Raw genomic sequence first — 12,044 nt, forward strand, 5'->3', positions numbered from 1 at the left:
TCGGGTTAAGGGTAAATCTGATTGCAGGACTGATTAATGCGATGGGATGAATATTTTCGCAAGAGGTCTAATAAATTTATCTACATCTGTAACGGATAACTTTAACATCGTTCTAAATTCCCTACTTATCTTCTATTGACGTTTTCAGGATTATTTACTAATAAAAGGGCATCTAATATAGTACATATGCTCCCAAATTGCCTAATAAACTGTATATTCTGGGTGTAAACATAAATTAAAATATCAAAAAAGGTTATTACAATGAATAAGTTACTTCTCTTGCTCGGAATGGCTGTATTTTCAGCGAACGCCACAGCCACATCTACACTCGACCAAGCAAAATTAAATACTGTTGCGAAAGTTTATCAAACAAGAAATCTGTATAAATACTCTACCCCAGATTTTAAGAAATTATTGGCTAAAAAGGGAAAATATGATAAATCCATGTCTTGTGATGATTGTATAGGACATGATTCTTGGATTGATGGTCCATCCGCACAAGATTTCCCTGATTCAATTAACCCTAAATTCAAATTAGTTAACGATAAGGTATATGCAACATTCTTATTTTTTGACAAGAAAGTTACCATTAAATTTAGTTTAGAGTGTAATAAGAATAATCAATGTTTGATTTCTGACTTTATTACTGCAGAAGGCGATAGTTATAAGAAATCAATAATGAAATATGTTAAATAGACAAATTTAGATATGAAAAAAATTTTTATTACGGCAGCACTTGCCTTATCACTTACATCTTGTGCAGAAATTACTGATGGGCTTAGAGATATTTCTCAAGGTACTTTTGTGAAAAATAGATTGCCTAATCCTGTTACACAAGGTTTATCATTCTATGATAGTCTAGCCAATTTATCTCAAGGGAAAATTACAGATTCCACAGTAAAGATGGAAACATCTAATTATATGGTGTTTAAATCGTTAAATAGTCAAACACTCATTCAGGCAAATGAAGTGACCTTTGATTACGATCAAGTTGAATTATTAACAATGGAGTTAAAACGCCACAATATAGTGGTTAAAAAGAGTAGCGCAGGTAAAAAATGTGAGTCGCCAATATCTAATAAGCATAGCTACCGTTCAGAAACTCACGAATTTATATTTAATGGTAAAAAGATGTATATTATAACATCAGGAACTGTATGTGGCAGTTGCTTATATAATCCAGTAATTATTACAAGAAGCTCACCGTGCAAGGTATTAGATGCAATATCATTTTAATCGTTTGTTAGTTTTGGCCTGGGAAATTCTTGAGAGGTAGAGGTCATCTGAAAGCAGGTTTTTAGGTAGCATTTCATTTAAGATTGCTATTGGATAACGGTTAGGATATAGTGATGCCTCGATCAATATGAAATTAAGGAAAAAGGTCATGAGTGGAAAATTAGACCAAATCAGCGGTAAAGTGAAAGAAACTGCGGGAGAAGTATTAAACGATTCCAAACTTCAGGCAGAAGGTGTTGTTCAGCAAGGAATCGGCAAGGTGAAAGAAGTTGCTGCCGAAATCGAGGAAAAAGCCGGCGATGTATTGAAAAAAGGTAAAGAAGAAGCCGAACATCTGATTGACGATACGAAAGAAAAAGCTGAAAACCTGATTAACGATATCAAAAGCAAATTCTGATTCGTCTTTACTTGAAACGATATAAAAAGGCCGTCTGAAACATGATTTCAGACGGCTTTTCTCGAGGTTTGGCCGGTATCGCGATCAGTTGCCGATAAGCCGGTTGTTGCGGTAAACCTGTCGGCGTATCGGATTGCCGTTGCGGTCGTAAACCGTGTATGCGCTGTCTGTGGGGTGCGCATCGGCGGAGAACAGGGCTTTTTTGGGCAGTATCATCGGGTCTGTACGTTTTTGCCCGTCGCCGTAAAAGTCTTGTACCAGATAATTGCCGCCGCCGAGTACGTTGAGCAGCCTGCGGTAGCTGCCGCCTTTGACGGCTTGTTCGGAAGCGGTGCCGTCTGCGGCAAAATGGGTGATGATTTGTTCTTCGGTAACGTTGATGCCGCCTGTGTCTGCTGCGGGTGTACGGCTGCCTATCGGAATATTGACGGAGGTTCCCAAGCCGATATGGCTGCCGAAACCGCCGATGCCGAGGCTGATTGAGCTTCCGCCCGGGCCGCCGGCGCAGGCGGTGAGGAGGAGTAGGGTGGTTACGAGGGCGGATTTTTGCACGGTTGTTTTCATGATGGACTCTCTGTTTGGTAAATATATGATGAGTATACGCCGATTCGGACAATGCGGTAACAAAGGGGCCGTCTGAAAAGTGGTTTTCAGACGGCCCCTTTGCGTTTTTTCGTTTTTCTTTATTTGCCTTTCACGGTCAGTTGGTCGTATACACCGCCGTCTGAAAAGTATTTGCTCATGATTTCATCCCATGTGCCGAAGATGTCGTTGGGGTTGAACGTTTCCATCGGCGGCAGTTCACTTGCATGGGCGGCCAGCACGTCTTTGTCGGCGGGGCGCAGGTAGAGTTTCGCGCCCAATTCCTGCGCGGGTTTACTCCACAGGTAGTTCAGGTATTCGGTGGCGGCTTGGCGGGTGCCGCGTTCGTCGGCCACTTTGTCCACTACGGCAACGGGGCTGTCCATGCGGACGGAGTATTTCGGATAGACGATTTCAAATTCGCCGTTGCCGAATTGTTTGGCCGACAGGTTGGCTTCGTTTTCAAAGGTAATCAGTACGTCGCCGATGTTGCGCTGGACGAAGGTGGTGGTGGCCGCACGGCCGCCGTTTTCGAACACTTCGACGTTGGACAGCATTTTTTTCACATATTCGCGCGTCTTCGCATCATCGTTGCCGTTGGTTTTCAGACCATAGCCGTATGCGCCCAGGAAGGTGTAGCGGCCGTTGCCGGTTACTTTGGGGTTGGCGATGACGATTTTCAGGTTGTCTTTGGCCAGGTCGCCCCAGTCTTTGATTTGTTTCGGGTTGCCTTTGCGGACGAGGAAGACGGTGGTGCTGGTGAAGGGGACGGCGTTGTTGGGGAAGGCTTTTTGCCAGTCGGCTTTGACTAGGCCTTTTTTTACCAACAAGTCGATGTCGGAGCCCTGGTTCATGGTGACGACGTCGGCTTTCAGGCCGTTGGCCACGGCCAACGCCTGTTTGCTCGAACCGCCGTGGGATTGTTGGACGGTGATGTCCGCACCGTTGTGCTGTTTTTTATATTCTTCGATAAACAGCGGGTTGAAGTCTTTGTAGAGGTCGCGGGCGACATCGTAGGAGACGTTGAGCAGTTTGACGCTGCCGATTTTATCCCCATTGCCGGAGGCGGCGTTTTGCGTACCGTTGTCGGGCGTGCAGGCGGAAAGGGCGGCAGTGAAGAGTAGGGCGGAGGCTAGGTGTTTGGACGGCATGGCGGGTTCCTTTAGAGAGGGTTGTTTTTTCAGACGGCCACTTTAGCGGAGGCCGTCTGAAAAGTGAAAGAACCGTTTGCCGCACGGTTATGGCGTTTGGTTATATGCCTGGGTAAAGAGTGCGGCAGACGGATGACTTGTCGGTAGACTGTTTGTTAAAATGCGCCCCTTTTGGATTAACTTACGTCAAAAATATGAAAGCTGTGAAAACAATCGCCGTATTGACGGCTGCCGTACTGGCCCCTCTGGCTCAGGCTTCGGGCTACCATTTCGGTACACAGTCGGTTACCGCGCAGGGGACGGCCAATGCCGCCGCCGCAGAAGCCGCCGATGCCACCACGATTTTCTACAATCCGGCCGGTTTGGCCAAATTGGACGGCAGCGAGATAACGGCTGCCGCCAATATCGTCGCCCCGCATATCGAATATCACGATGCGGAAGCGTCGTTTGTACGAGGCGGCCGCGTGCAGGGGAAAACCGAGGGGAAAATCACCAAAGACGTGGTGCTCGCGCCCCATCTTTACGGTTCTTACCGCGTTAATCCCGACCTGACTTTGGGCTTGGGCGTGTATGTGCCGTTCGCTTCTTCCACCGAATATCAGGAAGATTCCGTGTTGCGGCACAACATAAACAAATTGGGCTTGACCACCATCGCCGTCGAGCCCGTCGTCGCTTACAAAGTGAGTGAAAACCATGCGTTCGGCGCGGGTCTGATTGCCCAATATTCTTCCGCCGAGTTGCGCAAATATGCGGACTGGAACGCTTCCGGCCGCTTAGGGCCGCACAACGGCCTTTCAGACGGCCATGCGGAAGTCAAAGGTAAAGACTGGGGCTTCGGCTACCAGTTGGGCTGGCTGTGGGACATCAATCCGCGTACCCGCGTCGGCGTGAATTACCGTTCGAAAGTCAGTCATGATTTGAGGGGCACGGCCGATTGGCAGGCCGACGGCCGGGCGGTAACAACGCCCCATCCGGCATTTGGCGGAAAGAGTGCCTACGATGCGCTTATCGGCACCGCGTTCGGCTACAAGCCGCACGAGAAGGCCGGCGTCAAAATCGTAACGCCGGAATCCTTGTCGCTGCACGGCATGTATCACGCAACCGATAAAACCAACCTGTTCGCCGACCTGACTTGGACGCGCCACAGCCGTTTCAACCGTGCCGAGCTGGTGTTTGAAAACACCAAATCCGTCGTCAACGGCCGCTCCGACCGCACGGTTATCACGCCGAACTGGCGCAATACCTACAAAACCGCCCTCGGCGCGTCCTACCAATACAGCGAGCCGTTGCAACTGCGCGCCGGTATCGCGTTCGACCAAAGCCCGGTACGCGGCGCGGACAGCCGTCTGAACACGCTGCCCGACGGCAACCGCATCTGGTATTCCTTCGGTGTGAAGTATGCTTATAAAAAACGCCATGTATTTGATGCGGCGTACAGCCACATCCACATCAACGATACCGTTTACCGCGCGGCAGCCTCCACCGGCAACGATGTGGACAGCAAAGGCGCATCGTCGGCATCGTTTAAAAATTACGCCAACATCCTGGGCGTGCAATACACCTATAAGTTCTAAGCAGTCGGTACAGGTAATGGAGAGGCCGTCTGAAAACCCGTTTCAAGGTTTTCAGACGGCTTCTCCAATTGGTTATCCTATAAACGGTTTGGGCCGCTATTATGGCTATTTCCCAAATTCAAATCGCCGGGCGGATTGAGCGCGGTATCCCGGGCATCGGGGCAGGGTGATTGGCCGGCAAAACGAAAAAAGGCCGTCTGAAAGATATCTTTCAGACGGCCTTTTCGGCTTTAAACAGCCGGTATCCGATTAGCGGGCGTTACAAGATGTTTCCACTTTGTTGCCGTATGGGTCGGTGAAGGTAAAGAAGGCTTCGCTGCCTTTTTGATGCCATTCCGCACCTTTGCCGAACAGGCCTGTGTTGGAAGTATAGCGTTCGCCGGATCCTGCAACCGCAGATTTCAGTACGGCCTGCTTGTCATCCAAATTCAATTCGATGCTGTCGGTGCTCAGACTGCGGACGTGTACGGACAAGCCGTTTTCACAGTTAAAAGAGGCATCGATGCCGCCTTGTTGCTGATGGGCATGGCCGTGGTCGTGGTTATGGCCGTGCGAATGACCGTGGTCATGGCCGCCATGACGGGGAGCCTCGTCAGGTACGGCGCAGGCAGCGAGGGACAAAGAGGCAACGATGGCCAATAGGGCTTTTACTTTCATGTATTTCACTCCTGTAACAGTATTGTTTTCGCGACAGGCGAGGCTGTCGGGCGGCATGTTATAAATATCGGTATGATTGGACAAGCCTGTTTAACTCGAATTTACATGCAAATCATGATTGAGGCCGTCTGAAAGTCAGGTTTCAGACGGCCTAGTTTCTCTCCTTTGTGATGACTTATGCACACAACCCTGCTTATACGATGCCCTGCGCCAGCATGGCATCGGCCACTTTCTTGAATCCGGCGATGTTCGCGCCGTTCACATAATTGGTATAGCCGTTTTCTGTGCCGTTGGCGACGCAGTTTTCGTGGATATTGGACATAATGTCAAATAAACGTTTGTCTACTTCTTCACGCGTCCACGACAGGCGGATATGGTTTTGGCTCATTTCCAAGCCCGAAGTGGCCACGCCGCCCGCGTTGGATGCCTTGCCCGGCGCATACAGGATTTTGGCTTTCAAGAAGGCTTCCACCGCTTCCAGTGTGGACGGCATGTTCGCGCCTTCGGCCACGCAGATGACGCCGTTGGCCAGCAGGGTGGCCGCGTCTTTGCCGTCCAGTTCGTTTTGGGTGGCGCAAGGCAGGGCGATGTCGCATTTCACGCCCCACGGTTTTTGGTTTTCAAAATACTGCAAGCCTTGTTCTTTGGCATACACGGAGACGCGTTCGCGGCGCACTTCCTTCAGCTCGATTAAAGCAGCGAGTTGCGCTTCGGTCATGCCGCTGTCGGGGAACAGGGCGAAACCGTTGGAATCGGATACGGTCAGCACTTTCGCGCCCAGTTGGATGGCTTTTTCGCAGGCGTATTGTGCCACGTTGCCGCTGCCGGAAATCACCACGCGTTTGCCTTCGAGTTTGTCGCCTTTGGTTTGCAGCATGGATTGTGCGAAGTAAACCGTGCCATAGCCGGTGGCTTCGGGGCGGATCAGGCTGCCGCCCCAGGTCAGGCCTTTGCCGGTCAGGACGGATGTAAATTCGTTATGCAGTTTTTTGTATTGGCCGAACAAGAAGCCGATTTCGCGGCCGCCCACGCCGATGTCGCCGGCAGGTACGTCGGTGTCCGCGCCGATGTGGCGGTAAAGCTCGCTCATAAAGGCTTGGCAAAAACGCATCACTTCGGCATCGGATTTGCCTTTGGGGTCGAAGTCGGATCCGCCTTTGCCGCCGCCCATGGGCAGGGTGGTCAATGCGTTTTTGAACACTTGCTCGAAGGCTAGGAATTTCAATACGCCCAAGTCCACGGTCGGGTGGAAGCGCAGGCCGCCTTTATAAGGGCCGATGGCGGAGTTCATCTGCACGCGGTAGCCGCGGTTTACTTGGACTTGTCCTTTGTCGTCCACCCAGGAAACGCGGAACATGATTACACGCTCGGGTTCGACGATGCGCTCCAACAGGCCTTGTTTGGTGTATTGCGGGTTTTTCGCCAAAAAGGGTTGCAGGCTCATGAATACTTCTTCCACCGCCTGATGGAAGGGGGCTTGGTTGGGATCGCGCCGTTTGATGGTTTGGAACAGGCTGTTCAGGTCGCTCATGGCAGTTTCCTTAACTTTAAGTATTGCAATGTGGGAATGTGGGATACGGGAAAACGATGCGGTGCAGTCTAGTGCGATTGTCTACATTTGACAAATTCTTTACGTCTGATTTTGACTAATTTATGAAAAAATAAAATGAAAAAATGTCTACAATTTAAAAACTGATTTTATAAAATTCAATTTTCAAGCACGAATAATGTTTGATGATGCATTTTTTAGGAATTTAATGGCAAAATAAGGCATTTTTATTTGAATGAAAGATTGTCTACAATTTTGTCTTTTGCGGCCATGATTTGCCTTTTTGCAGTGAAAGCGATAGAGTGTGCCCGCCTTCTGTACGGTCGTTTTTTCAGACGGCCTGTTTACTGGTTAAACTTCTTTATTTGGGTTGTCAATGCCCTTCAAAATAGGGCTGTACTTTAGATGTGCGGCCCTGCGTATTGAAACATTTTCCAAGGATTCCCCATGTCTCATTCCGTTATTACCGTTATCGGTAAAGACCGCATCGGCATCGTTTACGATGTTTCGAAACTTTTGGCCGAAAACCAAATCAACATCCTGAACATCAGCCAGCAGTTGATGGACAATTATTTCACCATGATTATTTTGGCCGACACCGCCAAATGCCCAAAATCACGGCAGGAAATGCTGGACGTTTTCACCCAGGCAGGGAAAACGCTTGCGCTGGACATCCGTATGCAGGACGAAGAGCTGTTTAATGCCATGCACAGGATTTAAAGGCCGTCTGAAAAGGGGGAGGGCGGTTTGAAGGCGGATATGGACGCACGCAAATTTTTCATTGCCGGAACAATCCGGCTAATCAGCCTTGTCCTAAATTTTGCCCTGTGGTTGGCCATTTTTATGGCGTTGGCCTGGGGCATACGCCACCGCCCGGCGCAGCAGTACGCCGAAGGCGACGAAATCAGCTCGCTGTTTGCCGTGGCCGTCCGCAACGCGCAGGGCGAAATCCAAGCCCAGCCGTTAAACCGCTGGAAAAGCAGCGAAACCTTGGTGCGCGAAGACACTGTATTGCGCGACCGCGAAGGCATCTACCTGCAACTGACCCGCCTGCCGCCCGACACGTTCGAGCTGTTTTACGCCAGCAACCGGTTGGATGCCAATGCTTTTATGACTGCGCGCTACCGAATCGCCGCCGACAATAAAGTGATTCCCGTGTCGTTCAAAGTGTGGAGCGTGGGACACGGATTTTTGGCGCTTTTTCTGTCGTTTCCCGTGTTTTTGCTTGTCAGATGGCTGATATCGCGGCGGCGGTTGAGCAGGAAAAAGCAGCCTGCACACCAAAATAAGCCGTAAAACGAGAGAAACACTATGACCCATCCGCTTTCAGGCTGCCTGCTCGGCACGGCGGCGGGCGATGCCTACGGGCTGCCCTATGAAGGGCTTTCCCCGCGCCGTATCGGCAAACGCTTCGTGCCGCGCCGCTACGCCCTGATACCCCTGCTGCACGGCGGCATGGTTTCGGACGACACCGAACACGCCGTGATGGCCGCCCAAGCATGGATAGACGGTGCGGGCGACCCGGAAATCTTCCGCCGCAGACTGCGCGGCCGTCTGAAATGGTGGTTTGCCCGCCTGCCCGCCGGAATCGGTCTGGCAACGCTGCGAAGCTGCTTGAAAATGTGGCTGGGGCTGGGGCGAACGGGCGTATATTCGGCAGGCAACGGCCCTGCCATGCGCGCACCCGTGTTGGGCGTGCTGTGCGACGATTTGGACGAGCTGTGCAGGCTGGTCAAAATCAGCACCGAACTGACCCACACCGACCCGAAAGCCTATCGCGGCGCACTTGCCGTCGCCCTGCTTGCGTGGTACGAAACCCGCCATCCCGACCGGACAACCGAAGCCATCACCGCCGCCATATTGCAGCAAATCGGCGACAACGAATTTTCAGACGGCCTGCAAACCTACGCCCCCGACCCCAAACGCGGCATCACAGGCTATATGTACCACACCGTCCCCGCCGTATTCCAAACATGGCAGGCATACCGCGACCGCCCGGCTGAAGGCTTGGACAGCCTGATACGCCAAGGTGGCGACACCGACACCACGGCGGCCATCTTCGGCAGCATTGTCGGCGTGCGGCACGGCGAAAACCTATTTGCCGCCGTATCGGGAACATGGTGCGAGCCCCTGCTCACGCCCGATTTTTTCGCCACTCTGGCCAAACAGGCAGACGAAGTTCACCGCAGCGGACGACCGCAAAAAGCGCGGCGTTTCGGCGGCATGGTAACCTTCGCCCGCAATCTGATCATGATGGTAATCGTACTCGCGCACGGATTCCGGCGTTTGCTGCCGCCGTATTGATGCAGGCTGCCTGCATACCCCCAAACCGACAGACAAGGACAGTTCCATGAAACTTGAAAAAATACTGCAAAAAATCGTTGCCGAGAACGAATATCCCACGTTGCTGCCATCGGCCTCACAAAACGAAACATTGCGGGAAGCCCTGTATCAAAACCGTATCTTCCTTTTTTTGGACTGGAAGGGCGAAGACGAACAAGGCCAACTTTATGAATTTGTCAATGAGCGTTTGGCAGCCTTCGGTAAAGAAGCACTGAAAGTCAAAACGGACGATTTGTATAAAAAATTCAACAAAGAATTTGGCGAAGTCTGGGAAAGCGGCGACTTCATGCCCTTTGCCTTCGACTATTTCGACAGCAAACTCAAACGCCAGAAAATGCGGCTGATGCTGTTGGAGAGCGGCAGTGATGACTACACCGTATTTATTGTTCCGAGCAACGCGTGCAAAAGTTTGGAAAAGATCCAGTCTGATTTTTGGGCCTTCCAAAGCCTGAACAAAGCGGCAAATTTCATCTTATATGCAGTCGATTGCCCTGCTTGTGGCCAACCTTCGGTATGGGATTTGCCCATAAGCGAGCCGCCGCCGTACGCTAATCACGAAGCGGCATACTGCGATTCCTGCCAGCAACCCTTATGGGATGCGGACGGTAAACTGTTTGCCACAGTGGAAGAAACACCGCATTATGTTTCCGAACGGAATTGACGACGCAAAAAGCAGCCTGCACCCCGACAACCAACAGATATAGACAAGGAAACCCCCAAAATGTCCCAAATCCATTCCAACGAAATCCTAGAAACCATCCGCATGGTGTCCGACCAAAACTTCGACGTGCGTACCATCACCATCGGCATCGACCTGCATGATTGCATTTCGCCGGACATCAATCAATTAAACCAAAACATCTACAATAAAATCACCCGCATCGGCAAAGACCTGGTGCAGACGGCGCAGCATTTGTCGGCCAAATACGGCGTACCGATTGTGAACCAGCGCATTTCCGTCACGCCCATCGCCCAAATCGCGGCGGCCACGGGCGCGGACAGCTACGTTTCCATCGCGCAGACGCTGGACAAGGCGGCGAAAGCCATCGGCGTATCGTTTATCGGCGGCTTTTCCGCGCTGGTGCAAAAGGGTATGTCGCCCGCCGACCGCGTGCTGATTAACAGTATTCCCGAAGCCATGAAAACCACCGACATCGTGTGCAGCTCCATCAACATCGGCAGCACGCGCGCGGGCATTAACATGGACGCGGTGAAACTCGCCGCCGACACGGTGAAACGCACCGCCGACATCACGCCCGAAGGCTTCGGCTGTGCCAAAATCGTCGTGTTCTGCAACGCGGTGGAAGACAATCCCTTCATGGCGGGCGCGTTCCACGGCTCGGGCGAAGCGGATGCGATTATCAATGTGGGCGTGTCCGGCCCCGGCGTGGTGCAGGCTGCCTTAAAAGACTGCGACAGCCAAAACCTGACCGAAATCGCCGAAATCGTGAAGAAAACCGCGTTCAAAATCACGCGCGTGGGCGAACTCATCGGACAGGAAGCGGCGAAAATGCTGGGCATCCCGTTCGGCATTTTAGATTTGTCGCTCGCGCCCACGCCTGCCGTCGGCGATTCCGTCGCCCGCATTCTGGAAGCCATGGGCTTGACCGTCTGCGGCACGCACGGCACGACTGCCGCACTCGCGCTGTTGAACGACGCGGTGAAAAAAGGCGGCATGATGGCTTCTTCCGCTGTGGGCGGGCTGAGCGGCGCGTTTATCCCCGTGTCGGAAGACGAAGGCATGATTGCGGCGGCGGAAAGCGGCATCCTGACGCTGGACAAGCTGGAAGCCATGACCGCCGTGTGCTCCGTGGGTTTGGATATGGTGGCCGTGCCGGGCAACACGTCCGCCGCCACGATTGCCGGCATCATCGCCGACGAAGCCGCCATCGGCATGATTAACAGCAAAACCACCGCCGTGCGCATCATCCCCGTTACCGGCAAAGGCGTGGGCGAAAGCGTGGATTTCGGCGGCCTGTTGGGCTACGCGCCGATTATGCCCGTGAAGGAAGGAAGCTGCGAAGTGTTTGTGAACCGCGGCGGACGCATTCCCGCGCCGGTGCAGTCGATGAAGAACTGACGGGGTGCAGGCTGCTTGGAGCAATGAAAAAGCAGCCTGCACAACCTACTGCAAACAGCCAACCCAAAATGCACGACCTGTTTTACTGCAAACTTGCGGGCGACGATGCCGAAGGCTGCCTTGCCCTTGCCGCCGCACTCAAAAGCGCGCCTGATTTTGTGCTGCTGGAACAAGTTTTCGCGCCCGAAGCCGATATTTTCTGCTTCGCATTCCTGCCCGTGCAGAAACCCTTCCGCTTCAAATGCGATTTTGTTTACGGGCAGATTATCAGCAGCGGCGAACATTGGACGGCTGCCGAAACTGCGGCGCTGGAAGCGGCGGTAAACCGTATCGCGGAAAAGATGTTTCAGACGGCCGGATGATAAAAGGCCGTCTGAAAAGCTTTTTTGGGAAAGGTGAGTAGACCTCTTGCGAAAATATTCATCCCATCGCATTAATCAGTCCTGCAATCAGATTTACCCTTAACCCGAACCGT

At 52.0% G+C, this 12,044-nt stretch carries 14 protein-coding genes; 10 read left to right on the forward strand and 4 right to left on the reverse strand.

What is annotated here, in order from left to right; all coding sequences use genetic code 11:
- Positions 1 to 261: 261 nt before the first annotated feature.
- From ACTHSL_RS11510 to ACTHSL_RS11520, 3 genes are all read left to right on the forward strand, one after another.
- Entirely contained in the window at positions 262 to 696 is a 435-nt protein-coding gene (locus ACTHSL_RS11510; RefSeq protein ID WP_440381508.1) for a hypothetical protein, read from the forward strand.
- A gap of 12 nt (positions 697 to 708) precedes the next feature.
- Positions 709 to 1,236, forward strand: a complete 528-nt coding sequence (locus tag ACTHSL_RS11515) for a hypothetical protein (protein WP_440381509.1) — start codon at positions 709 to 711, stop codon at positions 1,234 to 1,236.
- 148 nt (positions 1,237 to 1,384) lie between these two features.
- On the forward strand, positions 1,385 to 1,633 hold the full coding sequence (locus tag ACTHSL_RS11520; RefSeq protein ID WP_440381510.1) for a CsbD family protein: 249 nt from the start codon (positions 1,385 to 1,387) through the stop codon (positions 1,631 to 1,633).
- A gap of 84 nt (positions 1,634 to 1,717) precedes the next feature.
- Here ACTHSL_RS11520 and ACTHSL_RS11525 read toward each other — a convergent pair whose 3' ends face one another.
- A complete protein-coding gene (locus ACTHSL_RS11525) occupies positions 1,718 to 2,197 on the reverse strand; it encodes a NemA protein (protein ID WP_440381511.1) in 480 nt (159 codons plus the stop codon).
- Positions 2,198 to 2,316: 119 nt separating this feature from the next.
- Positions 2,317 to 3,366, reverse strand: coding sequence for a sulfate ABC transporter substrate-binding protein (locus ACTHSL_RS11530; RefSeq protein WP_440381512.1), 1,050 nt, complete (start codon positions 3,364 to 3,366; stop codon positions 2,317 to 2,319).
- A 194-nt stretch (positions 3,367 to 3,560) separates the two neighbouring features.
- On the opposite strand from ACTHSL_RS11530, the gene ACTHSL_RS11535 reads away from it, so the two are divergent.
- Positions 3,561 to 4,940, forward strand: a complete 1,380-nt coding sequence (locus ACTHSL_RS11535; RefSeq protein WP_440381513.1) for an OmpP1/FadL family transporter — start codon at positions 3,561 to 3,563, stop codon at positions 4,938 to 4,940.
- A 249-nt stretch (positions 4,941 to 5,189) separates the two neighbouring features.
- Here the strand turns inward: ACTHSL_RS11535 and ACTHSL_RS11540 are convergent, their stop codons facing one another.
- Both ACTHSL_RS11540 and gdhA read right to left on the reverse strand, forming a co-directional pair.
- Complete coding sequence (locus ACTHSL_RS11540; protein ID WP_440381514.1) at positions 5,190 to 5,597, reverse strand: MliC family protein; 408 nt, start codon at positions 5,595 to 5,597, stop codon at positions 5,190 to 5,192.
- Positions 5,598 to 5,790: 193 nt separating this feature from the next.
- A complete protein-coding gene (gene gdhA / locus ACTHSL_RS11545; RefSeq protein ID WP_440381515.1) occupies positions 5,791 to 7,128 on the reverse strand; it encodes an NADP-specific glutamate dehydrogenase in 1,338 nt (445 codons plus the stop codon).
- Positions 7,129 to 7,593: 465 nt separating this feature from the next.
- Here gdhA and ACTHSL_RS11550 point away from each other — a divergent pair, with 465 nt between their 5' ends.
- From ACTHSL_RS11550 to ACTHSL_RS11575, 6 genes are all read left to right on the forward strand, one after another.
- A complete protein-coding gene (locus ACTHSL_RS11550) occupies positions 7,594 to 7,866 on the forward strand; it encodes an ACT domain-containing protein (protein ID WP_440381516.1) in 273 nt (90 codons plus the stop codon).
- Positions 7,867 to 7,989: 123 nt separating this feature from the next.
- On the forward strand, positions 7,990 to 8,442 hold the full coding sequence (locus ACTHSL_RS11555; protein ID WP_440381517.1) for a hypothetical protein: 453 nt from the start codon (positions 7,990 to 7,992) through the stop codon (positions 8,440 to 8,442).
- Positions 8,443 to 8,457: 15 nt separating this feature from the next.
- Positions 8,458 to 9,450 (forward strand): ADP-ribosylglycohydrolase family protein, encoded by a 993-nt coding sequence (locus ACTHSL_RS11560; RefSeq protein WP_440381518.1) that lies wholly within the window; start codon positions 8,458 to 8,460, stop codon positions 9,448 to 9,450.
- A 46-nt stretch (positions 9,451 to 9,496) separates the two neighbouring features.
- Complete coding sequence (locus ACTHSL_RS11565; protein ID WP_440381519.1) at positions 9,497 to 10,150, forward strand: DUF6630 family protein; 654 nt, start codon at positions 9,497 to 9,499, stop codon at positions 10,148 to 10,150.
- A 60-nt stretch (positions 10,151 to 10,210) separates the two neighbouring features.
- The gene (locus tag ACTHSL_RS11570; protein ID WP_440381520.1) at positions 10,211 to 11,569 is read left to right on the forward strand and encodes a PFL family protein; all 1,359 of its coding nucleotides are present in this window, start codon (positions 10,211 to 10,213) and stop codon (positions 11,567 to 11,569) included.
- 23 nt (positions 11,570 to 11,592) lie between these two features.
- Positions 11,593 to 11,931 (forward strand): zinc ABC transporter ATP-binding protein, encoded by a 339-nt coding sequence (locus ACTHSL_RS11575; protein WP_440381521.1) that lies wholly within the window; start codon positions 11,593 to 11,595, stop codon positions 11,929 to 11,931.
- Positions 11,932 to 12,044 lie beyond the last annotated feature (113 nt).

It is taken from the genome of Neisseria sp. P0008.S010, from assembly GCF_051962715.1.
Taxonomy (GTDB): Bacteria; Pseudomonadota; Gammaproteobacteria; order Burkholderiales; family Neisseriaceae; genus Neisseria; species Neisseria elongata.

Excerpts from the sequence above, each read along its gene's own strand:
- ACTHSL_RS11535 (WP_440381513.1), top strand. The coding sequence starts at position 3,561 with ATGAAAGCTGTGAAAACAATCGCCGTATTGACGGCTGCCGTACTGGCC.
- ACTHSL_RS11520 (WP_440381510.1), top strand. The coding sequence starts at position 1,385 with ATGAGTGGAAAATTAGACCAAATCAGCGGTAAAGTGAAAGAAACTGCG.
- ACTHSL_RS11570 (WP_440381520.1), top strand. The coding sequence starts at position 10,211 with ATGTCCCAAATCCATTCCAACGAAATCCTAGAAACCATCCGCATGGTG.
- ACTHSL_RS11515 (WP_440381509.1), top strand. The coding sequence starts at position 709 with ATGAAAAAAATTTTTATTACGGCAGCACTTGCCTTATCACTTACATCT.
- ACTHSL_RS11575 (WP_440381521.1), top strand. The coding sequence starts at position 11,593 with ATGAAAAAGCAGCCTGCACAACCTACTGCAAACAGCCAACCCAAAATG.
- ACTHSL_RS11560 (WP_440381518.1), top strand. The coding sequence starts at position 8,458 with ATGACCCATCCGCTTTCAGGCTGCCTGCTCGGCACGGCGGCGGGCGAT.
- ACTHSL_RS11530 (WP_440381512.1), bottom strand. The coding sequence starts at position 3,366 with ATGCCGTCCAAACACCTAGCCTCCGCCCTACTCTTCACTGCCGCCCTT.
- ACTHSL_RS11565 (WP_440381519.1), top strand. The coding sequence starts at position 9,497 with ATGAAACTTGAAAAAATACTGCAAAAAATCGTTGCCGAGAACGAATAT.
- ACTHSL_RS11550 (WP_440381516.1), top strand. The coding sequence starts at position 7,594 with ATGTCTCATTCCGTTATTACCGTTATCGGTAAAGACCGCATCGGCATC.
- ACTHSL_RS11510 (WP_440381508.1), top strand. The coding sequence starts at position 262 with ATGAATAAGTTACTTCTCTTGCTCGGAATGGCTGTATTTTCAGCGAAC.
- ACTHSL_RS11540 (WP_440381514.1), bottom strand. The coding sequence starts at position 5,597 with ATGAAAGTAAAAGCCCTATTGGCCATCGTTGCCTCTTTGTCCCTCGCT.
- gdhA (WP_440381515.1), bottom strand. The coding sequence starts at position 7,128 with ATGAGCGACCTGAACAGCCTGTTCCAAACCATCAAACGGCGCGATCCC.
- ACTHSL_RS11555 (WP_440381517.1), top strand. The coding sequence starts at position 7,990 with ATGGCGTTGGCCTGGGGCATACGCCACCGCCCGGCGCAGCAGTACGCC.
- ACTHSL_RS11525 (WP_440381511.1), bottom strand. The coding sequence starts at position 2,197 with ATGAAAACAACCGTGCAAAAATCCGCCCTCGTAACCACCCTACTCCTC.